The following is a 21,114-nucleotide window of genomic DNA, read 5'->3' as shown; positions in this document are numbered from 1 at the left end:
CCTGGGCTTCCTTCGGTACAATGCACAGATGCTTTCCGAATTTGACCTCATCAAGCGCTATTTTGCGCAACACCGTATTCAAGACAGCCGCATCGCCCTGGGCATAGGGGATGATTGCGCCTTGCTCAATCCCAGTCCAGGCATGCAAATGGCCATTTCCAGTGACATGCTGGTTTCTGGCCGTCATTTTTTTCCTGATGCTGACCCACGCATGCTGGGCCACAAATGCCTGGCGGTGAATTTGTCTGATCTGGCTGCGATGGGGGCAAAACCCATCGCATTCACCCTTGCCCTGTCGCTGCCGGAAGCCAATCCGGCCTGGCTGGCTGAATTTTCAGTGGGCCTGCTAGCCTTGGCGGATGAATATCAATGCCATCTCATCGGTGGCGATACCACCAAGGGTCCGCTGAATATCTGTATCACGATTTTTGGCGAACTACCACCCGGTACCGCGCTGCGTCGTGATGCCGCCCGCAGCGGTGACGACATCTGGGTGTCTGGTACCTTGGGTGATGCCCGTCTGGCCCTGGCGGCATACTGGAATGAGGTATCGCTGCAGCCACACGCACATCAACAGGCCGCATTGCGCATGCATACACCCAGCCCGCGTATTGCGCTGGGCATGGCGCTGCGCGATATCGCCCATGCAGCACTGGATATTTCAGACGGCCTGGCCGGCGATCTTGGCCATATCTTGGAAAAGTCCGGCGTCGGTGCCACTCTATTGATAGACCAGTTACCCGCAGGACCGGTATTGCAAACGCAGCCACAAGACTTGCGCAGGCAATTTACCCTGAATGGCGGTGATGATTATGAACTATGCTTTACTGCACCGGCAGGCAACAGGCAGCAAGTGCTGGCTGCTGCTGCACAATCCGGCACAGCCGTCACCCGCATAGGCCAGATAGAAAGCGCCGCTGGTTTGCGTCTGCTGGATGCTGAAGGTAACCGCCTGCATCTGCCCTATCAATCCTTTGATCACTTCGTCAATCCATGACTACCCTAGAATCAGGCCAGACAGCCATCGTCACCCACCCCACCTGGCGTTTCATGCTGCGTCACCCTGCCCACATTCTGGCGCAGGGCTTTGGCAGTGGCCTGTCACCGATCATGCCGGGCACATCCGGTACCTTGTTCGGATGGCTGAGTTTCCATATTTTTTCCACACGCTGGCCTGAAATTTTTACCACGACCAACTGGGCCATCATCATCCTGCTGGGATTTATCGTCGGTATCTGGGCTTGCCAGGTTACCGGCAAAAACATGGGGGTCGCCGATCATGGCAGCATGGTCTGGGATGAAATCATTGCCATGTGGCTGGTGCTACTGTTCATCACGCCTGCCAGTTGGCAAACCCAATTGTGGGCTTTTATTATTTTTCGCTTTTTTGATATGGCAAAGCCCCCTCCTATCGGTTATTTTGACCGCCGCTTCAAGGGTGGCTTTGGCGTAATGTGGGATGACATTGTGGCGGCCTTCTTTTGCCTGCTGAGTTTCGCCTTGTGGCGCGCACTCTGAATAAGTTTTCCGCATAAAAATTTTCCAAGCAATCCACGGAAATAAGAAAGGGACATGCAAGCATGTCCCTTTCTTATTTTTAAGCATCACACCAGGCAAACGATTGCGATTTTATTCGTCCTTTACACCATCAATGCCCAGTTCCTGGATTTTTCGTGTAATCGTATTGCGGCCTATTCCCAAACGAATGGCGGCATCATTCTTGCGACCGTGGGTATGTCGCAAGGCGGCCTTGATGACGACAGATTCAAAGCTGCGACCCAGCTTGTCAATGACTTCAGACTGCCCTTCTGCCAGCATGGCTGCAGCTTCGGCTTCCAGCAAGGATATCCAGCTTTCACCACTGCGATACACCGGCTTTTCCATAAAGGCACTGGTACCGGCCTGTGCAGGCGCAGCTGCCATATATTCGGCAGGGCGTGCGTGCGAGTCGCTGCCATTCATACCAACTAGCGGGCTCACAGGTGCTGTGATTGGAACCAAATCTTGTGGCAAATCAGGAATTTCTACTGTTTGCCCCGGTGCCATGACCGTAATCCAGTTGCACAGGTTTTCCAGTTGCCTGACGTTGCCCGGAAAATCCAGGCTGGATAAAAATTGCAATGCCGGTTCGGACATGCGTTTTACATCTACCCCCAGTTGCTTGGCACTTTGGTTCAGGAAATATTTGGTCAGCAGCGGAATATCTTCACGGCGTTCGCGCAAGCTGGGCAAACGCAGGCGGATGACGTTCAGGCGATGATACAAGTCTTCGCGAAACAAGCCATCTTTGACACGGATTTCCAGATTCTGGTGGGTCGCCGCAATCACGCGCACATTCGCCTTCATCGGCTGATGTCCACCTACGCGGTAAAAATGGCCGTCCGACAAAACGCGCAGCAAGCGTGTTTGCAAATCAAACGGCATATCACCGATTTCATCCAGGAACAGGGTGCCGCCTTCGGCTTGTTCAAAGCGCCCGCGTCGTGTCGTTTGCGCACCAGTAAAAGCGCCGCGTTCATGGCCGAATAATTCTGATTCGAGCAAATCCTTGGGGATAGCTGCAGTATTCAATGCAATGAAAGGCTGGGATGCGCGCGGACTATGCTTATGCAACGCACGTGCCACCAACTCTTTACCACTACCGGATTCACCGGTAATCAGCACCGTCACATTCGATTGTGACAAACGACCTATGGCGCGAAACACATCCTGCATGGCAGGTGCCTGCCCGAGGATTTCCGGGGTTTCGGACATACTTTGCTCAACACTGGATTCACGCAGACTTTCATCCAGCGCACGACGTATCAGTTCGACTGCCTTGTCCAGATCAAAAGGCTTGGCCAGGTATTCAAATGCACCGCCCTGAAAGGCTGCAACGGCAGATTCCAGATCCGAAAACGCCGTCATGATAATCACCGGCAAACCCGGATATTTAGCCTTCACGGTTTGCAAGAGTTCCAAGCCGGAAGCACCATGCATGCGTATGTCAGAGACCAGCACTTGCGGTGTATCGCTTTGCAAAGCGTTCATCGCATCTCTTGCATTGGTGAAGCTGCGCGTTGCCAGATTTTCCCTCGCCAATGCCTTTTCCAGCACCCAGCGAATTGAATCATCGTCATCCACTATCCAGATTGGTTTCATATTATCGTTCTGCATTCTGTGTTAAGCATTTCAATAGAAGGAGCACTTTTGGTGCAACCACTTTTTCCTTTACCTCACTTCAAGGTAAGGGAATGAGTATCCTGAAATCCGTGTACTCTGGCCTGCTTTCACATTCGATGACACCCAAGTGCTGTTCAACGAAAGTTTGCGCCAGCGTCAATCCCAGACCGCTACCGCCTTCCTTACCCGAGACCAGTGGGTAGAAAATCCGGTTGCGTATCTCAGGCGGAATTCCCGGACCGTTATCAATGATATGCAAATCTAATGCCAGCCTGTAGCGAACCTTCGCCAGCGTGATCTGGCGCACCACGCGCGACTTGAAAGTCAGCACCGCGTCGCCCCGTTTGATTCTTTCATGCAAGGCCTGGGCAGCATTGTGGGCAATGTTCAATACTGTCTGGATCAACTGTTCTTTGTCGCCACGAAATTCAGGTATCGATAAATCATAGTCGCGCCTGATGGTCAGTCCTTGTGGAAATTCAGCCACAATCAGGCTACGCACGCGCTCACAGACTTCATGGATATTCACGTCGCCAACAATATGCGGCAACCGGTGCGGGGCCAGCAAGCGGTCCACCAGCGTCTGCAGCCGGTCGGCTTCCTTGATGATGACCTGGGTATATTCGCGCAATTCACGCAGGTGGCGTTCGGGCAATTCCAGCTCCAGCAGTTGTGCTGCGCCACGTATTCCACCCAGGGGGTTTTTGATTTCATGGGCCAGGTTACGTATCAATTCCTTGTTGGCCTTGCTCTGATCGAGCATGCGCTCTTCTCTGTCGAGCTTGAGTTGCTGTACATTTTCGCGTAGCTCTATCAATACCGGCGTATCAGGATTATCCAGCGCCGTCACAATGCTATGCACATGCAGCGCCTCACGCCCGGCGCGCTCCAGTGTCAGGTCCTGGCGTTTGTCGGCAAACTGGTGTGCCACCGCCTGATGAAACACCTCAATCAGCTCTTCGCCATTCAGGAACAGGTCTGTCAGCTTTAAATGCGTAAGTGATTTGAATGAGCTATCCAGCAGATTTTCAGCAGACGCGTTGGCAAACAAAATACTGCCCTCAGCATCCAGCACGATCACGGCTGAGGTCAGCAAATCCAGTCCGGCAAATGAGGTAAGTGGAGTTTTCAAGCGATATCCAATAAAAAAGGCCGCACAGAGCGACCTTTACGCAAGCATCATGCCCGGATTGGCACCTGGCGGCACCATTTCCCGGCATGGGCGGCTTATTTCGAATTGCCTATCTCTCGTTTAAGCGCTTCTATGTTCTTTTCGGTGCGGGCGATGTCTTCTTTCATCATATTGGTGCGTTCCTGGTATTTGGCGTAATTTTTTTCATCGCCTCGCCTTTCAGGCTCACCATTATTGAACTCTTTTTTCAAATTCGCGAGCTTCTGCTCTTCCGCCTTCAATTCGTCCTGCAAAATCTGCTTGCGGTCTGAATCCCTGGCTTTTTGTGTTCCCTCATCTACCTTGGGAAAGTCGGTGGGGCTGCTGGCAGGCTTACCTTGTGGCTTTTTACCAGCGGTTGGCACCGGGGCGGGTATCACCGTAATGCCCTGCAATTCCACTTTCTTACAACCTTTAACTGTACCCGTGTTCTTGTATTCCTTTTTACCATTCTCGTCGACGCATAAATACACGTCGCCCTGTGCATGGGCATAGGCCTGCACACCAATCAGGAGGATGAAAGCTGACAATAGTCGATTCATATTAAAGCAATAATCAATCACGGACTTGTAGTGTATGCGATGCAGCGCTGCAACACAATTACGAAGAAATCAGCATTTGTAACAAAAAAAGCGGGGTTGCCCCCGCTTTTTTTGGTTTTTACCCTGATTACAGAGAGTAGTACATGTCGAATTCGACTGGATGAGTCGTCATGCGGTAGCGTTGTACTTCCTGCATTTTCAAGTCGATGTACGCATCAATCATGCTGTCGCTGAACACACCACCGCGTGTCAGGAATTCACGATCTTTGTTCAATGCATTCAGTGCTTCTTCCAGCGAAGCGCAGACTGTCGGGATCAATGCATCTTCTTCTGGCGGCAAATGGTACAGATCTTTACTTGCTGCTTCGCCAGGATGGATTTTGTTTTGAACGCCGTCCAGACCTGCCATCATCAATGCAGAGAAGCACAGGTATGGATTCGCCAGTGGATCAGGGAAACGTGTTTCGATACGACGGCCTTTTGGATTGGCAACGTAAGGAATACGGATGGAAGCAGAACGGTTACGGGCAGAGTACGCCAGTTTAACCGGTGCTTCATAACCTGGAACCAGACGCTTGTAAGAGTTGGTACCTGGATTAGTGATCGCATTCAATGCTTTTGCATGTTTGATAATGCCGCCGATGTAGTACAGGGCGAAATCAGACAAACCGGCATAGCCGTCGCCAGCAAACAGGTTTTTGCCATCTTTCCAGATGGATTGATGTACGTGCATACCAGAACCGTTGTCGCCAACGATAGGCTTAGGCATGAAAGTCGCTGTCTTACCGTAGGTATGTGCTACGTTCCAGACTACGTATTTCAGGTTTTGTGTCCAGTCAGCGCGTTCTACCAGAGTAGAGAACTTGGTGCCGATTTCGTTTTGGCCGGCGCCAGCCACTTCATGGTGATGCACTTCAACCGGAATACCCAGGGATTCCAGGATCAGACACATTTCAGAACGCATGTCCTGGAAGCTGTCGACTGGAGGAACCGGGAAATAACCACCTTTAACGGTAGGACGATGGCCAGTATTGCCGCCTTCGAGTTTTTCGCCTGTGGTCCAGGATGCTTCTTCAGAGTCGATCTTGACGAAGGCACCGGACATGTCCACTTTCCAGCGCACGCTGTCAAAAATGAAGAATTCTGGCTCTGGGCCGAAGTAAGCGGTGTCACCGATGCCGGAAGATTTCAGATACGCTTCAGCGCGTTTGGCGATGGAACGTGGATCGCGGTCATACCCTTTACCATCGGATGGCTCGATGACGTCACATTGCATGAACAATGTCGTTTCTTCGAAGAAAGGATCGATATTGGCAGTATTAGGATCGGGCATCAACAACATGTCGGATGCTTCGATACCTTTCCAGCCAGCGATGGACGAGCCGTCAAATGCGTGGCCAGATTCGAATTTATCGATATCGAACTGGGAAACTGGAACAGTTACGTGCTGTTCTTTGCCTCGGGTATCAGCAAAGCGAAAATCAACGAACTTAACTTCGTTGTCTTTCGCCATTTTCAAGACTTCTGCGGCTGTCATTGCCATGTGAAACTCCTCAAATAGAGCTAAAAATAAATTCGGAAATTGCTGAGCCCTGCACCTGCCAGCAACCAAGAACGAGTGAACAGTCCTACCTCATCCACTCTTGAATTCAACTGGCGGCTAAACTCAGTGAGAGATGATAGCAGAATCCATGCCATCAACCAGCCAAAGCATATTCAAATTTGAAATTTGTTAAATGCTTGTTTTTGTGGCGTTTTCTTTGTGCACAACCAAGTCTTGCTGCAAGCAAACAAATAACAAAGCGACCCAATTTGGTGCAAATTCCATTAAACGCACCAATTTAATGCATTTATATTTGAAATGCGGTTTTATGCACATTTTTGGAGCATCTTTGCTGTAACGCCATTGCACTCGCTTATTTGCAATTATTGCATGTTTCAAATGCAGCCCCTGGGATGATTCTTTGCCCAAGTCACCCACGCTGGTTAAGGGTTTGAATCTTATTCAATTCGTCCCACAGAAAGTATACGGATGCTCGTCATTTGATCGGTATCAATCAAGTATCAATCGTTCGACTACATTCAAGCAATGAGATTGACGCGCATTTATTGAATCGCTATTGTCAGCTCGCCTGACTGTTCAATCGAAGTTTCTGCCCACAGGCTTTCGCCTATTGCAATTGCGCGGCATTCTCAAGTGCGTCATCCGCCACATTCATTGATCATCATGCATATTTACGCCCATTTTTTACCAGGCCCCTGCTGTTTACCGTAGCGACTTTTCTACTGTCCCTATTCACCAGCTTCTCGCTCATCCCGGAAATGCGCGACTGGAGTCGTGATGGCATACCTGCCGCAAAATTAGCACATGCATCGGGCACCGTCAGGCAAGACATGCTGTTCAACTATATAGTAGAGCTCATCTTGAGTGCCATGCTGGCTTATCTGGTCCGGCTACTGCTGGAAGCACGCGCGCAGAAACGCAGCCTGAAAAAAGTCATAGAAAAAAGAACTGAGGTGATACGCCGGCACGTCACAGCGGTGACGACTTTGTCTTGATGCAGGACGATCTCAGCAACAACATACGCAAGGTCGCGATAGAAGCACAAATGATCGCCGCCAAAATTCTCTCTGACCTGCATCAGCCGTATGACCTCGAACATCTGGAATACCGCAGCAGCATCACAGCAGCGCCAGTATCGGTATTACCCTTTTTGGAAAACACAGTGACAATGCAGAAGAACTGCTGAAGCAAGTCGAAGTCGCCATGCATGAAGCCAAAGCCAGCGGTGGTAACCTGTTCCGCTTCTTTGACCCTGACATGCTCGACATCGTCAATGCCCGCGCCGTCATGGAAGCGGATCTGCGTCTTGGATTGGCCCAACACCAGTTTGTCCTGCACTACCAGCCACAAGTCAATGCAACAGGCAACATCATCGGTGCGGAAGCGCTGATACGCTGGCAGCATCCGCAAGCTGGCCTGGTGTCCCCAACCGAGTTTAGTCCACAGGCAGAAGAGTCCGGGCTCATCATTCCACTGGGCTATGGTAAGCAGAGTCCCGATTTAATATACACTAATGACTAGAGACTAAAACTCATTCAGCAACAACGCACGGAGACCAATATGCCCACCACGGATCACCTTCAGACAGCGCGCCAGCGCGGCCAGGAACAAGCCATGAATTATGCCGGCGCAGTTACGCCGCAAGAAGCTTTTGAATTATTGCGAAACAATAGCAGTGTGTTGCTGGTGGATGTACGCACCAATGCTGAACGTGACTGGGTAGGCCGTGTCAACATCAGCCCATCACAACACCAGGCCGTGCAATGGAGCCTGTACCCTGGCGGCGTACCCAACCCCGATTTCCTGACCCAGTTGCAAGCTGCAGTACCCGACAAAACCACAGCCGTTCTTTTCCTTTGCCGCTCTGGCGTGCGTTCGCGCCATGCAGCCAAACTGGCAACAGAAAATGGCTACACCAATTGCTTTGACATCCTGCAAGGCTTTGAAGGTGACAAAGACAGCGACAGCCACAGGAAAACCATAGGCGGCTGGTGCCAACTTGGCCTGCCGTGGCTGGGTGCTTAAGTCTTTTTCAACAAAAAAGAAAAAAGCTTCCATGTTGAATTTTATTTTGCTAGAATAGCGGACTTCGCTGTTACGGCAAATGACTGCGAATGTAGTAGGAGAGGTGGATGAGTGGTTTAAGTCACACGCCTGGAAAGCGTGCGTAGGTTTATCCCTACCGGGGGTTCGAATCCCCCCTTCTCCGCCAAGAATATAAAAAGCTAAAAAGGCCCTTGATAATCAAGGGCCTTTTTCTTTTTCAAACTCAATCGGTGTGTCATCTACCTGTCCTTGCGAATAGATACCGTCTGATAAGCTTTTGTGATGTGGGTCTTTTGCAAAAAAACGCTGCTTTTGAGCATGCGGCCAAAAATGAGCTCGCTTAACATTTAGCCCTCGCAAATTTCATCTGCATCATACAGCGATACAAAATCAGTCAATAAGCTATGAATACCTCCCCCCTCTTCCCCCTGCCAAAAACCCTGCGCTTCTTGTTGACGGCATAGTGCTTTAACGCTGGAAACAGGTCCATCTAAACTCAAGCGCTTTCGCCAGCCCGTACTCATAGCTTGCTGCAGTAAGTGAGCATGCAGTCGGGAAATAAACCATCCTTCCGTAGGCACCGATAGCCTGCCCGAAAAAAAGCCATATATATCATAGGATATCCATAGGATATGCATAGGAATCCGCATAGGATCTTATCCAGGCATCATGTGCATTGAACTCTTTGCTATCTGTGTGCAAACGAACAGATGGACGGCACGCATCGGCTTAGTCTATAGCACTTAGGTATCCGCCAACAATTCAGGATAATAAATGCAAATCGGCATGATAGGCTTAGGCAGGATGGGTTCGGGCATGGTCAGGCGCCTGTTGGCCAAAGGTCATGACTGCGTGGTACATGACCCGCAGGAGTTGGCGATGACTCAAACCAAGAAGGATGGGGCAAGCGCCGCGACGTCATTGCAAGATATGGTGCGACTTCTATCACCTCCCCGGGCAATTTGGCTGATGGTACCCGCTGCAGTGGTCGACGGCGTTCTAGCTGACTTGCTACCCCTGCTTGCCAAGGGTGACATTGTGATCGACGGTGGCAATTCTTATTATCGCGACGATATACGACGCAGCGTCGAATTGCAGGCGAGCGGAATACACTATCTGGACGTTGGAACAAGCGGTGGCATTGCTGGCCAGGAGCGCGGTTATTGTCTGATGATAGGTGGCGAGGTCAACATAATTGAACACATGCGCCCGATATTTTTATCATTGGCGCCTGGGGTCGCACTAGCCAGTCGCAGCCCAGCCCGCTTGCTTAAGGCTGATGAAGTCAATGATGCCGAACAAGGCTTCTTGCATTGCGGCAGCTATGGAGCGGGCCACTTCGTCAAGATGATACACAATGGCATCGAGTATGGAATCATGGCAGCCTACGCAGAAGGCTTAAACATTTTGCGCAACGCCAACATCGGCAAGCTTGAATCCAAACCAAAGAGTGATGCTGAGAGCACACCACTACGGAATCCAGAGTTTTACCAGTACGACATGGACCTGCCTGAAATCACGGAAGTGTGGCGTCGCGGTAGCGTCATCAGTTCCTGGTTGCTTGATCTGACGGCATCGGCTTTATTCCATGATCCAGATCTTGATGCTTATGCTGGCCATGTTTCAGACTCAGGTGAAGGTCGCTGGACTATCCTTGCAGGTATTGAAGAAGCGGTTCCAATGGGCGTTCTGAGCGCAGCATTGTTTGAACGTTTTTCTTCGCGCGGACGGGGTGATTTCTCGAATCGGATGCTGTCTGCAATGCGCAGTGAATTTGGTGGACATCTGGAAAAAATTGATGCGCTTCCAACGAAGGGGTCATAATAATGTCTCCTGAAACAGAGCCCGGTCTCAAAGAAATTCCCGTCAGAAAAAGCCTGGTGTTTCTAATTGATGTTGACAACACCTTACTCAACAACGACCAAATTTTATATGAATTCGGTCAACTTCTTTACACAGAGTTTGGCTCCGCCAACGCTGCGCGCTATTGGGATATCGTAGAGCAGTTGCGAATTGAATCTGGCTATGCCGACTATTTTGGCGCATTACAGCGTTTTCGATCTGATCCAGCCTTTTCGTCAGACAATGCGCCTGACAATGCATCTGACAATACGCACAGCACAAACAATCAGGCATTACTACGACTATCCAGTTTTCTGATGGATTATTTATTCGCAGACCGTTTGTATCCTTATGCGCTGGAACTGATTGCACAGCTTGAAACGATAGGCAGTACCGTGATTGTGTCTGATGGTGACATAGCCTATCAACCACGAAAAATATTTCGCTCGGGCTTGTGGGACGCGGTAGGTGGTCGTGCTCTCGTTTATATTCACAAAGAAAAAATGCTGGCCTCCATTGTCCAGCAATATCCTGGGCAGCATTATGTGATGATAGACGATAAATTGCGCGTCCTTACGGCAATGAAAAAATTGATGCAAAACCGCCTGACGACTGTCTTCGTTCGACAAGGTCATTTCGCTTTGGATGCGGACACACTGGCCATGTATCCACCAGCAGACATCAGTGTAGCTTGCCTCGGCGATCTGATGGACTATAAATACAGTGCATTCGTCAGCTTTGACAGTCCGATCACTGTCAACTCATGGCCGTTCAGCAGTTAAAACTACCAAATGGAAACTATATGAATGCTCATACCAGCCAATTGCGTGATCTGGGTCAAAGTGTATGGCTGGATAATATTCATCGCCAGTTACTCACAAGTGGAACACTGCAATGCTACATCGTTGATTTGAATGTGTCCGGCTTAACCTCAAATCCTAGCATTTTTGAACATTCCATAGGATCAGGGACTAGCTATGACGCAAGTATTCTTCAGCTCTACAAGGATGGATTGGCGGGTCAGGAACTCTTCTTTGCGTTAGCGCTGGAGGATTTGACACAGGCCGCTCAATTACTGCGTCCTATATTTGATGCCAGCGACGGTGTGGATGGCTGGGTCTCGCTTGAAGTGTCGCCACTTCTGGCACATGACATGCTCAACACGGTCAGAGCCGCCACGCATTTACACAATCACGCGGCACTGCCTAACCTGTACATCAAAATCCCAGGTACGCCAGCAGGTATTCTGGCGATTGAACAAGCTATCTTCGACGGCATACCGGTCAACGTCACTTTGCTATTTTCGCGCGAACAGTATCTGGCTGCGGCCAATGCCTATTTACGTGGCATGGAAAGACGTCAGCTGGCAGGCTTGCATTTGCATATTCAGTCTGTGGCGTCGGTATTTGTGAGCCGCTGGGATGTCGCAGTGAAAGAAGAAATATCACCCGAGTTTCATAACCGCCTTGGTATCGCCGTTGCTGTGCAATGCTATCAAGCCTATTGCGAGTTGCTCTTGTCTGAGCGCTGGCAAAGGCTAGTGGCTGCCGGCGCAAGGCCACAGCGCCTGCTGTGGGCCAGCACCGGAACAAAAGATGCCAAGGCCTCAGATACCATGTATGTCGAGGCGTTAGTGGCAGCCAATACAATCAATACCATACCAGAGAAAACACTCCTTGCATTTGCAGACCATGGCAAAGTGGTTGGCGTATTGCCGGCTGATGGAGGTTATGCCAATTCGGTAGTAGAAGAATTCAGGCGTGAAGGTGTTGATATTGAAGCGCTCGCGGCACGACTGCAAGACGAAGGTGTGATGGCATTCACTACATCCTGGAATGAATTGATGTCCGTCATCAATGAAAAGAGTAAGCAGGCTGACATACCTTCAAATACGATGCACACGGTTCCGCAAACAGCAAGAAACTTACCATGAATACCCGCTACCCTCTCAAGGAGTATAGCGCTATCGCCACGCCAGATGCGCTGGATGTACTTGATGTGCTTTGCATCAACACCTTGCGTACACTTTCCATCGACATGGTGCAAAAGGCGAATTCTGGTCATCCCGGCACGCCTATGGGCGCAGCACCAACAGCGTATTGCCTCTGGCAGCGTTACCTGAATTTTGATACTAACGATGCTGATTGGCTCAATCGCGATCGTTTTGTATTATCGGTCGGCCATGCGTCAGCTTTGCTCTACAGCATGCTTTATTTATGCGGAGTAAAAACAAAAGGGAATAATGCATCTGACAATCTTGCCGTCAGCATGGCAGATCTGCAAAGTTTTCGGCAGGCTGGCAGCCGCTGCACAGGCCATCCGGAACACGGCTGGACGACAGGGGTAGAAGCTACCACAGGGCCACTTGGCCAAGGTCTGGCTAACAGCGTTGGTATGGCTATTGCACAGCGCTGGCTTGCTGCTACCTACAATAGGCCTGACTATGCCGTGTTTGACTACAATGTGTACGCCTTATGTGGTGACGGCGACATGATGGAAGGTATCAGTGCGGAAGCCGCCTCCCTGGCGGGCCATTTGGAACTCGCCAATCTTTGCTGGATTTACGATAGCAATCACGTCAGCATCGAAGGGGCGACGGCCATCACCTTTACTGAAGATGTCGTGGCACGTTTTCGGGCCTATGGCTGGCAAGTCATCAGCGTCGCAGATGCAAATAACCTGGAACAACAGGCAAATGCCTTACAGCGTTTTGTTGACACCCAGGACCGGCCAACGCTCATCGTGGTGCAAAGCCATATTGGATATGGTGCGCCACACAAGCAAGACAGCCGGGAAGCACATGGAGAACCGCTTGGTGTTGACGAGGTAAGACTCGCCAAGCAGTTTTACCAGATGGACCCAGATACTCAATTTGTCGTACCGGATGGCGTACCAGTCCATTTCAGCACACATTTTGGTAAACGTGGAAGGAATGCTCGCGCATCGTGGGATAGCCTGTTCGTCGAGTACCGCAAGCAATATCCGCAGCTTGCGAACCAAATTGATTGCATGCAGCACAGCCAACTGCCGGACGGCTGGGATCTCGTTTTTCCAGATTTCCCGGCAGACGAAAAAGGACTTGCCACCCGTGAAGCATCAGGCAAAGTATTGAATGCCATCGCTACCCAGATGCCATGGCTGCTAGGCGGAGCAGCCGATCTGGCACCGTCAACCAAGACCCATTTAGATTTTGACGCAGCGGGTGATTTTGAGGCTTTCGTTACCAATGACAACGCCTACTTCAGCGCGGAACTGGGAAATGAATCCGCCAGCTACGCAGGACGAAACTTCCATTTCGGCATACGTGAACACGCCATGTGCGCTATTGCCAATGGCATGGCACTCTCGCGGTTACGGCCGTTTGCCGCCAGTTTCTTTGTATTTACCGACTACTCTCGTGCGGCAATCCGGTTGTCGGCAATGATGGGCCTGCCGGTCATTTATTTATGGACGCACGATTCCATCAGCATGGGTGAAGATGGGCCTACCCACCAACCTGTAGAGCAACTGGCCTCGTTTCGTGCCATGCCGGGCATGGTTCTGCTGCGTCCTGCCGATGCCAATGAAGTAGTGGAAGCCTGGCGTGTCACCATGCACATCAGTGATCGCCCTGTCAGCATAGTGTTATCACGACAGGCGCTGCCAACTTTTGACAGAACGCGATACGCCAGCGCCAGTGGTGTCGCAAACGGTGCCTATATACTTGCCGGTGCACTTGCAGAGAAGCCCGAAGTGCTGCTGCTGGCAACAGGTAGCGAAGTGGCGCTGTGCATTGCCGCGTATGAGCAATTGAAGACAGAAGGTATTTCCGCCCGTGTCGTCAGCATGCCATCATGGGATTTATTTGAAAGGCAAAGTACAGCCTATCGCGACGGCGTGCTGCCGCCAACAGTATTGGCCAGGGTGTCGGTCGAGGCTGCTTCGGCTTTTGGCTGGGAACGTTACACGGGTCAGCATGGCACAATGATCTCCATGCAGTCATTCGGTCTTTCTGCTCCGGGGAAAGTGGTTGAAGCACATTTTGGTTTCGATGTCGCGCATGTCGTCGCCGCTGCCAAAGCACAGGTTTTACGTCATCGCTCAGTGGTCGAGTAACGCCATGCCGGTATCTATTCATCCAATGGCAGGCAAGTCAGGGCCGGTATCCTCACTCATCAATGTCGCGAAATTAATCACGGCTTATTTCGCCTTAAAGCCGGACCCGTCAATTCTGGAACAAAGAGTTAAGTTTGGTACATCGGGGCATCGTGGCTCTGCATACGACAGTTCATTTAACGAAGCCCACGTACTGGCAATCACGCAGGCAATTTGTGATTTTCGCAACTTAAATGACATCAACGGCCCTCTTTTTCTGGGAATGGATACCCACGCTTTATCAGAACCTGCGTGCGCCAGTGCAATGGAAGTACTGGCCGCCAATCGTGTGGAAGTAATGCTTGCCAGTAATGATGAATACACGCCTACCCCCGCGATTTCGCTGGCCATATTAAGTTACAACAAGCACCGGGACCGTCATACCGGGCTGGCAGACGGTATCGTTCTTACGCCCTCACACAATCCGCCTTGCGATGGTGGATTTAAATACAATCCGCCCAACGGTGGACCTGCCAGTCAGCAAATTACTGAATGGATAGAAATCGCGGCGAATCAATATCTTGATACAGATCTGGCTGGCGTGCGACGGATCACCAGCAGCAAAGCAATGCAGGCCAAGACGACCCATCATTACAACTTCATGGATTTCTACGTGGATGAGATCGGCAGCGTCATTAATATGCATGTCATTCGTGATGAACAGATACGAATCGGTGTGGATCCCCTTGGCGGTGCAGGCGTCCATTACTGGGCCGCCATCGCTGACCGTTATCGGTTAAATCTGACGGTGGTCAACGATGTGATAGATCCCCGCTTTGCTTTTATGCCACTCGATTGGGACGGCAAGATCCGCATGGATCCCTCTTCAAAATATGCCATGCAAGGTCTTATAGGCATGCAAGACAAGTTCGATATTGCTTTCGCCTGCGATACCGACCACGACAGGCATGGCATTGTCAGCAAGTCTGTTGGCTTGATGCCACCCAACCATTACCTATCGGTCGCCATTGACTATCTTTATAGTCATAGACCACATTGGACCAGCACTGTTGGAATAGGTAAAACAGTCGTCAGCACAAAGATGATAGATAGTCTGGCAAAAAAATTTAACCGCCGCCTGTACGAAGTGCCTGTTGGCTTTAAATGGTTCGTTGAAGGTTTACAGGGTAGTGAGCTGGGTTTTTGCGGAGAAGAAAGTGCGGGCGCAAGTTTTTTGCGCATGGATGGCTCTGTGTGGACCACAGATAAAGATGGCATTTCCAGCGCCCTGCTGGCTGCAGAAATGACTGCAAAGATGGGCTGTGATCCCGGTGTTTTGTATCGCAATCTCACGAGCGACCTAGGGGAACCCTTTTTTGAAAGGATAGATGCCCCTGCGACAAGGTCACAAAAACAAAAACTGATGGCATTATCTGCGAAGCAAATCAGCGTAAACAATCTGGGGGGCGACAAGATAGAACAGATACTCAGTCACGCACCCGGCAATGACGCTGCTATTGGTGGTATCAAGATCGTGACTGCCAATGCATGGTTTGCTGCACGGCCATCCGGCACTGAGGAAACCTACAAAATATATGCCGAAAGCTTTATCGGTGAAGCCCATCTTCAACAAATTCTTCATGAAGCGCAGGCTATTGTCGATACTGCGATTGCATCTGCTGAAGAGGAGATATAGTTCATGGCAGCATTTAATCCCTATGCTTTGCATCCGCTTTCTGTTGAGTTGCTTGAAAAAATGCACGCCTATTGGCGGGCGGCGAACTATCTGTCAGTAGGACAAATTTATCTGCAGGCGAACCCTCTTCTCAAACAGCCATTGAAACTGGAACACATTAAGCCGCGCCTATTGGGACATTGGGGTACAACTCCCGGTTTGAATTTTATCTATGTGCATTTAAACAGGCTAATCAAAGAGAATGACCTCAATATGATGTATGTGATCGGCCCTGGCCATGGTGGGCCGGGCATAGTGGCACATACCTATCTTGAAGGTTCGTACACAGAACGTTATCCAGCCATAGAAAGGAACGAAAATGGCATATTACGTTTGTTTCGCCAATTTTCATGGCCGGGCGGCATTCCCAGTCATGTATCGCCAGACATTCCTGGCTCTATCCATGAAGGCGGTGAATTAGGGTACTCCCTGGCACACGCTTATGGCGCAGCATTTGATAATCCTGACCTGATCGTTGCCTGCGTCATCGGCGATGGTGAAGCTGAAACCGGCGCTCTGGCAACAAGCTGGCATTCGAACAAATTTTTAAATCCTGCTCAAGATGGTGCGGTACTGCCAATTCTTCACTTGAATGGCTACAAGATTGCTAACCCCACATTGCTGGCCCGCATCAGCCGTGAAGAGTTGAATGATCTGTTAAGAGGCTATGGTCATGAACCTTACTTTGTTGAAGGTGATGACCCCGCACTGATGCATCAGGCTTTTGCTGCCACGCTGGACGCAGTATTGCAGAAAATCAGAGATATCCAACACATCGCTCGCAATGCCATTGCCAAAGATGCGCTACGACGTCCACGCTGGCCTATGATCGTATTCTCCAGCCCCAAGGGATGGACTGGGCCCAAATTCGTGGATGGCTTAGCGGTCGAAAATACCTGGCGGGCACACCAGGTACCGATTGCCGATTTCAAAAACCCTCAACATATGGCGCAACTTGAAACATGGCTGCAAAGCTATCAGGCCCATGCGCTTTTCGATGAAAACGGACAATTACTGGAAGAGTTGGCGGACCTGGCACCAACCGGACATCGCCGTATGGGTGCTAACCCCCACGCCAACGGTGGCGAATTATTGCAAGCCCTGAAAATGCCTGATATGCATAATTATGCCGTCGCAGTCCCTATGCCAGGTTCGGTTAAAGCTGAGGCAACGCGGGTACTTGGTGACTTCTTGCGGGAGGTGATGCTCAATAATCTTGACACAAAGAATTTCCGCCTCTTTGGCCCCGATGAAACCGCATCAAACCGCCTGGATGCAGTCTTAAAAGTCACCGGCAAAGCCTGGATGGCAGACACCAATGAGCTTGACCTTCACCTCAGCGCCAATGGCCGGGTCATGGAAGTCTTAAGCGAGCACCTTTGTGAAGGCTGGCTGGAGGCATATCTATTGACGGGCAGGCATGGACTATTTTCTTGCTACGAAGCCTTCATCCATATTATTGATTCGATGTTGAATCAACATGCGAAATGGCTCAAAGTCTGCAATAACATCCCATGGCGCACGCCGATTGCCTCACTCAATTATTTACTGACTTCGCATGTCTGGCGCCAGGACCATAATGGTTTCTCGCATCAGGACCCAGGTTTCATTGATCATGTCGCCAACAAGAAATCGGAAGTAGTACGTATTTATCTGCCCCCGGATGCCAATTGCCTGCTATCGGTTGCTGACCACTGCCTGCGTAGTCGTAACTATGTGAATGTCATTGTTGTTGGCAAACAGCCAGAATGGCAATGGCTGGATATGGCAGCAGCTGTGCGTCATTGCACCGCAGGTGCCGGTATATGGCATTGGGCCAGCAACGACATGGGCAATCCGGACGTCGTGATGGCTTGCGCAGGTGATGTACCAACCTTGGAGACCATGGCTGCGGTGAGCCTGTTACGTGACTATATTCCGGGCATTCGTATCCGGGTAGTCAATGTTGTTGATCTGATGGTACTGCAACCACAATCGGATCATCCCCACGGTCTGGACGAGCATGAATTTGACGCCCTGTTCACGACAGACAAGCCTGTTATTTTTGCATTTCATAGTTATCCGGCATTGGTACATAAATTGACCTACCGTCGACATAACCATGGCAATTTTCATGTTCGTGGTTATCGCGAAGAAGGAACAACCACCACGCCGTTCGATATGGTTGTACTCAATAACCTTGACCGCTACCAACTGGCACTCGATGCGATTATGCACATACCGCGCTTTAGAGACCAAATAGCAGATGCACAGGCACGGTATTGGACGACGATGGAACACCACAAACGCTTTATATGCGAACATGGTGAAGATTTGCCTGAAGTACGTGACTGGCGCTGGATGAATTAATTAACGCTGGTTCCCACTAGAAAAGTCGTGGCAATCACTTTCTCTGTCATGAACAATAAAAAAGCCCTTGATGATCAAGGGCTTTTTCTGTTTTTGAATATGCTCATCTATATACGATTAAACCACCATTCCAATGGTAGCCACAACGCCACAGCAAATGTGTAACGGCGAGATCACTCCGTCCATACCACATCCCCCGATCAGGCAACAAGGCGCATGGCTTTGCTGTTGGATGGTGCCATGTCCACGATTTTAAAGACCCTGACTGCATCCATCAGTTGTTGCGCCTGGTCCTGGGTGCTGCCGGCTGCTGCGGCGGCCTGTTCAACCAGGGCGGCATTCTGTTGGGTTGCTTCATCCATTCGTATCACAGCCGTATTGATCTGATCGATGCCCTGGCTTTGTTCGATACTGGCGGCGGTAATTTCAGCCATGATGTCGGTGACATTTCTGATGGAGTCCACGATCTCATTCATGGTCTTGCCAGCGTCATCTACGAGTTTGCTGCCGGTATCCACTTTCTCTACCGAGGTATCAATCAACTGCTTGATCTCTTTCGCGGCACTGGCAGAACGTTGGGCCAGGGTGCGGACTTCGCTGGCGACTACGGCAAAACCACGGCCCTGCTCGCCGGCACGTGCGGCTTCTACAGCGGCATTCAATGCCAGGATATTCGTCTGAAAAGCAATGCCGTCAATCACACCGATAATATCCACGATCTTGCCTGAGCTCTCTTTAATCGAATTCATCGTGGTGACGACATGACCCACCAGGGTGCCGCCACGCACCGCCACTTCGGAAGCGGCGATAGACAGTCGATTCGCCTGCTTGGCATTGTCTGCATTCTGTCGCACTGTTGAAGTCAGCTCTTCCATCGATGACGCAGTTTCTTCCAGGCTGGCGGCCTGTTGTTCAGTACGGCCAGACAAATCCATATTGCCCTTGGCGATTTCATCGGTTGCAGTCGCGATGGAACTACTTCCCTTGCGCACACGGGCAACAGTCTCTACCAGACTGACGCGCATTTTTTCCAGGCCTGCCATCAAATGTCCCATTTCATCACGGGAAGTAGCATGGACAGGTGCCGTCAGATCGCCAGCCGCAATCGCATCAAAATGCTCCAGCATCTGATTCAGGGGGCGGGTAATGGCACGCAATAACAAGACGCTGGAAACAATCACCAGTATCAATCCCACGAACAATGCGCTGATGCTCAACCAGCGGAAAGTACGGTTCATGGCCTGGCTTTCCAGATACTGTTGTTCTGTCGTTTTAGTCTGATAGGCAACCAGTTCATCTGCCTTTTCCGAAAACGCGGTATACAATTTTGCAGCTTTACCCATGACGATGGCATCAGCATCTTCCTGCTTACCAGCCTTCAACGCTACCACCAGTGGCTTGAAACCCTCGTTGAGGAAATTATTGCGCTTTGCAGTAACGTCATCGGAAATTTTCCTTTCTTCTGCATCACTGGGCAATGCCAGATATTTTTCCCAGGATTTATCAGCCCGGCTGATAAAGTCTTCAGATCGCTTGATGGTTGCCGCGGCTTCGCTGGCGTCAGGATGCATCACCACCCTATCAATTGCAGCCCTTGCACGCAAAGTGTTTACCTGAGTCTCACCAATGGCAACAGCGGACGGTAGCTGGTTGGTAAAAATATCGTTGATCACACCATTGCTGCGGTCACCACCAACCATGCCCAGTACCGCCACGATGACCAGCAGGCCTCCCATGACTGCCATGGTCAGAATAAGCCTGAACCGAATAGTAAGATTGAACATTGTGATCTCCTCAATTTAAACGCTGCAAATCATTGCCATTAAACAATATCCATTGTCCACCCAAGCTATTGCCATGCTGGTGAATTATTGTTAAATGTTTAGTTCTTTTTGACAATCCAGGATTTCAGAATAGCAAATATTTTCAATTGTTGAAGATTAAGTTGGCAAAAGGACATAGATCAAAAGCATGCGCTTTGAGAAATCATGCCGCAGCTTGTCGTCTTGATTCGCTTGACCAGTCCGGTACTGTTGAGTTTGCTCACAAGAATCAATAGAGAACAAGACTGTTATTTTTATGGCCCGGCATTTAGACTAGGGCATGTTGACACAGCCTTTTCCTTGATACGGACATCACTATGAATCACTGGATTTCCCTGGGGATCGCCATCGCAGGCGAGGTAATCGCAACGTCTGCACTTAAGGCAAGCGAAGGTTTTTCCAAACCAATTCCATCGATTGTTGTTGCAGCAGGTTACCTGATTGCATTTTACTTTCTGTCACTGACATTAAGGACCATGCAAGTTGGTGTCGCCTATGCGATATGGGCGGGGCTTGGTGTGGTTGCGGTGAGTGCAATTGCCTGGATCGTGTATGGTCAAAAACTTGATCTGCCCGCCATGGTGGGAATGGCTCTGATCATCTCGGGCGTCATGGTGATGAACCTGTTTTCAAAGTCTGTTGCGCATTGAGGGTGCTGGTTAATTTTTGACCGGAAGCAATACTGAATCTACTATTTCCCTCTTCCTGGATAAAGCCATGTATGCTCATCCACACTTGCAGAGGTGTACTTGATGGCATTCCAAAACTTATTTCTTCAAGAAATAAATCCGGACAAGACGATTCAG

At 50.3% G+C, this 21,114-nt stretch carries 20 protein-coding genes and 1 tRNA gene; 14 read left to right on the top strand and 7 right to left on the bottom strand.

Features of this window, described 5'->3' with window-relative positions:
• Nucleotides 1-28: 28 nt before the first annotated feature.
• Complete coding sequence (gene thiL / locus ACO0K9_RS20795; RefSeq protein ID WP_422987999.1) at nt 29-997, top strand: thiamine-phosphate kinase; 969 nt, start codon at nt 29-31, stop codon at nt 995-997.
• Nucleotides 994-1,518, top strand: coding sequence for a phosphatidylglycerophosphatase A (locus ACO0K9_RS20790; RefSeq protein ID WP_422987998.1), 525 nt, complete (start codon nt 994-996; stop codon nt 1,516-1,518). Before thiL ends, ACO0K9_RS20790 begins: the two co-directional genes overlap by 4 nt.
• 111 nt (nt 1,519-1,629) lie before the next feature.
• On the opposite strand, the gene ntrC is transcribed toward ACO0K9_RS20790, so the two are convergent.
• From ntrC to ACO0K9_RS20765, 5 genes are all read right to left on the bottom strand, one after another.
• Entirely contained in the window at nt 1,630-3,141 is a 1,512-nt protein-coding gene (ntrC, locus tag ACO0K9_RS20785) for a nitrogen regulation protein NR(I) (RefSeq protein ID WP_422987997.1), read from the bottom strand.
• 79 nt (nt 3,142-3,220) lie between these two features.
• On the bottom strand, nt 3,221-4,294 hold the full coding sequence (glnL, locus tag ACO0K9_RS20780; RefSeq protein ID WP_422987996.1) for a nitrogen regulation protein NR(II): 1,074 nt from the start codon (nt 4,292-4,294) through the stop codon (nt 3,221-3,223).
• A gap of 95 nt (nt 4,295-4,389) precedes the next feature.
• The gene (locus ACO0K9_RS20775) at nt 4,390-4,875 is read right to left on the bottom strand and encodes a DUF4124 domain-containing protein (protein WP_422987995.1); all 486 of its coding nucleotides are present in this window, start codon (nt 4,873-4,875) and stop codon (nt 4,390-4,392) included.
• A gap of 127 nt (nt 4,876-5,002) precedes the next feature.
• On the bottom strand, nt 5,003-6,418 hold the full coding sequence (gene glnA / locus ACO0K9_RS20770; protein WP_422987994.1) for a type I glutamate--ammonia ligase: 1,416 nt from the start codon (nt 6,416-6,418) through the stop codon (nt 5,003-5,005).
• A 189-nt stretch (nt 6,419-6,607) separates the two neighbouring features.
• Complete coding sequence (locus ACO0K9_RS20765; protein WP_422987993.1) at nt 6,608-6,856, bottom strand: hypothetical protein; 249 nt, start codon at nt 6,854-6,856, stop codon at nt 6,608-6,610.
• A 341-nt stretch (nt 6,857-7,197) separates the two neighbouring features.
• On the opposite strand from ACO0K9_RS20765, the gene ACO0K9_RS20760 reads away from it, so the two are divergent.
• The 5 genes from ACO0K9_RS20760 (at nt 7,198) to ACO0K9_RS20740 (ending at nt 8,651) form a co-directional block, all read left to right on the top strand.
• Nucleotides 7,198-7,434, top strand: a complete 237-nt coding sequence (locus ACO0K9_RS20760) for a hypothetical protein (RefSeq protein WP_422987992.1) — start codon at nt 7,198-7,200, stop codon at nt 7,432-7,434.
• Complete coding sequence (locus tag ACO0K9_RS20755; protein WP_422987991.1) at nt 7,434-7,625, top strand: hypothetical protein; 192 nt, start codon at nt 7,434-7,436, stop codon at nt 7,623-7,625. Before ACO0K9_RS20760 ends, ACO0K9_RS20755 begins: the two co-directional genes overlap by 1 nt.
• Before the next feature lie 17 nt (nt 7,626-7,642).
• Nucleotides 7,643-7,960, top strand: coding sequence for an EAL domain-containing protein (locus tag ACO0K9_RS20750; RefSeq protein WP_422987990.1), 318 nt, complete (start codon nt 7,643-7,645; stop codon nt 7,958-7,960).
• 39 nt (nt 7,961-7,999) lie between these two features.
• A complete protein-coding gene (locus ACO0K9_RS20745) occupies nt 8,000-8,464 on the top strand; it encodes a rhodanese-like domain-containing protein (RefSeq protein ID WP_422987989.1) in 465 nt (154 codons plus the stop codon).
• Between the two features lie 97 nt (nt 8,465-8,561).
• Nucleotides 8,562-8,651: transfer RNA gene (locus ACO0K9_RS20740), tRNA-Ser, on the top strand.
• Between the two features lie 181 nt (nt 8,652-8,832).
• Here ACO0K9_RS20740 and ACO0K9_RS20735 read toward each other — a convergent pair.
• On the bottom strand, nt 8,833-9,123 hold the full coding sequence (locus ACO0K9_RS20735) for a hypothetical protein (protein WP_422987988.1): 291 nt from the start codon (nt 9,121-9,123) through the stop codon (nt 8,833-8,835).
• 136 nt (nt 9,124-9,259) lie between these two features.
• On the opposite strand from ACO0K9_RS20735, the gene gnd reads away from it, so the two are divergent.
• From gnd to ACO0K9_RS20705, 6 genes are read left to right on the top strand one after another with little or no spacing between them, the layout of a single operon-like run.
• Nucleotides 9,260-10,309 carry a phosphogluconate dehydrogenase (NAD(+)-dependent, decarboxylating) gene (gnd, locus tag ACO0K9_RS20730; RefSeq protein ID WP_422987987.1) on the top strand — a complete coding sequence of 350 codons (1,050 nt, stop codon included), beginning with the start codon at nt 9,260-9,262 and terminating at the stop codon, nt 10,307-10,309.
• Between the two features lie 2 nt (nt 10,310-10,311).
• Nucleotides 10,312-11,109 (top strand): HAD family hydrolase, encoded by a 798-nt coding sequence (locus ACO0K9_RS20725; protein WP_422987986.1) that lies wholly within the window; start codon nt 10,312-10,314, stop codon nt 11,107-11,109.
• Nucleotides 11,091-12,260 carry a transaldolase gene (tal, locus tag ACO0K9_RS20720; protein WP_422987985.1) on the top strand — a complete coding sequence of 390 codons (1,170 nt, stop codon included), beginning with the start codon at nt 11,091-11,093 and terminating at the stop codon, nt 12,258-12,260. The genes ACO0K9_RS20725 and tal overlap by 19 nt, the downstream gene beginning before the upstream one ends.
• A complete protein-coding gene (gene tkt / locus ACO0K9_RS20715) occupies nt 12,257-14,422 on the top strand; it encodes a transketolase (protein ID WP_422987984.1) in 2,166 nt (721 codons plus the stop codon). The genes tal and tkt overlap by 4 nt, the downstream gene beginning before the upstream one ends.
• A 4-nt stretch (nt 14,423-14,426) precedes the next feature.
• Complete coding sequence (gene pgm / locus ACO0K9_RS20710) at nt 14,427-16,097, top strand: phosphoglucomutase (alpha-D-glucose-1,6-bisphosphate-dependent) (protein WP_422987983.1); 1,671 nt, start codon at nt 14,427-14,429, stop codon at nt 16,095-16,097.
• A 3-nt stretch (nt 16,098-16,100) separates the two neighbouring features.
• On the top strand, nt 16,101-18,485 hold the full coding sequence (locus ACO0K9_RS20705; protein WP_422987982.1) for a phosphoketolase family protein: 2,385 nt from the start codon (nt 16,101-16,103) through the stop codon (nt 18,483-18,485).
• A 200-nt stretch (nt 18,486-18,685) separates the two neighbouring features.
• Here the strand turns inward: ACO0K9_RS20705 and ACO0K9_RS20700 are convergent, their stop codons facing one another.
• Entirely contained in the window at nt 18,686-20,269 is a 1,584-nt protein-coding gene (locus ACO0K9_RS20700; RefSeq protein ID WP_422987981.1) for a methyl-accepting chemotaxis protein, read from the bottom strand.
• Between the two features lie 356 nt (nt 20,270-20,625).
• Between ACO0K9_RS20700 and ACO0K9_RS20695 the strand changes: the two genes are divergently transcribed.
• Nucleotides 20,626-20,958 carry a DMT family transporter gene (locus ACO0K9_RS20695; protein ID WP_422987980.1) on the top strand — a complete coding sequence of 111 codons (333 nt, stop codon included), beginning with the start codon at nt 20,626-20,628 and terminating at the stop codon, nt 20,956-20,958.
• Nucleotides 20,959-21,114: the final 156 nt, after the last annotated feature.

This window comes from Undibacterium sp. Ji50W, assembly GCF_049340445.1.
Classification (GTDB): domain Bacteria; phylum Pseudomonadota; class Gammaproteobacteria; order Burkholderiales; family Burkholderiaceae_D; genus Undibacterium.
Note: the sequence above shows the minus strand (reverse complement) of the source record. Positions and strands in the feature narration are given on the sequence as shown.

Coding starts and splice junctions, on each gene's coding strand:
- thiL (WP_422987999.1), top strand. CDS start 29: ATGCTTTCCGAATTTGACCTCATCAAGCGCTATTTTGCGCAACACCGT.
- ACO0K9_RS20790 (WP_422987998.1), top strand. CDS start 994: ATGACTACCCTAGAATCAGGCCAGACAGCCATCGTCACCCACCCCACC.
- ntrC (WP_422987997.1), bottom strand. CDS start 3,141: ATGAAACCAATCTGGATAGTGGATGACGATGATTCAATTCGCTGGGTG.
- ACO0K9_RS20775 (WP_422987995.1), bottom strand. CDS start 4,875: ATGAATCGACTATTGTCAGCTTTCATCCTCCTGATTGGTGTGCAGGCC.
- glnA (WP_422987994.1), bottom strand. CDS start 6,418: ATGGCAATGACAGCCGCAGAAGTCTTGAAAATGGCGAAAGACAACGAA.
- ACO0K9_RS20760 (WP_422987992.1), top strand. CDS start 7,198: ATGCGCGACTGGAGTCGTGATGGCATACCTGCCGCAAAATTAGCACAT.
- ACO0K9_RS20755 (WP_422987991.1), top strand. CDS start 7,434: ATGCAGGACGATCTCAGCAACAACATACGCAAGGTCGCGATAGAAGCA.
- ACO0K9_RS20750 (WP_422987990.1), top strand. CDS start 7,643: ATGCATGAAGCCAAAGCCAGCGGTGGTAACCTGTTCCGCTTCTTTGAC.
- ACO0K9_RS20745 (WP_422987989.1), top strand. CDS start 8,000: ATGCCCACCACGGATCACCTTCAGACAGCGCGCCAGCGCGGCCAGGAA.
- ACO0K9_RS20735 (WP_422987988.1), bottom strand. CDS start 9,123: ATGCATATCCTATGGATATCCTATGATATATATGGCTTTTTTTCGGGC.
- gnd (WP_422987987.1), top strand. CDS start 9,260: ATGCAAATCGGCATGATAGGCTTAGGCAGGATGGGTTCGGGCATGGTC.
- ACO0K9_RS20725 (WP_422987986.1), top strand. CDS start 10,312: ATGTCTCCTGAAACAGAGCCCGGTCTCAAAGAAATTCCCGTCAGAAAA.
- tal (WP_422987985.1), top strand. CDS start 11,091: ATGGCCGTTCAGCAGTTAAAACTACCAAATGGAAACTATATGAATGCT.
- tkt (WP_422987984.1), top strand. CDS start 12,257: ATGAATACCCGCTACCCTCTCAAGGAGTATAGCGCTATCGCCACGCCA.
- pgm (WP_422987983.1), top strand. CDS start 14,427: ATGCCGGTATCTATTCATCCAATGGCAGGCAAGTCAGGGCCGGTATCC.
- ACO0K9_RS20705 (WP_422987982.1), top strand. CDS start 16,101: ATGGCAGCATTTAATCCCTATGCTTTGCATCCGCTTTCTGTTGAGTTG.
- ACO0K9_RS20700 (WP_422987981.1), bottom strand. CDS start 20,269: ATGTTCAATCTTACTATTCGGTTCAGGCTTATTCTGACCATGGCAGTC.
- ACO0K9_RS20695 (WP_422987980.1), top strand. CDS start 20,626: ATGAATCACTGGATTTCCCTGGGGATCGCCATCGCAGGCGAGGTAATC.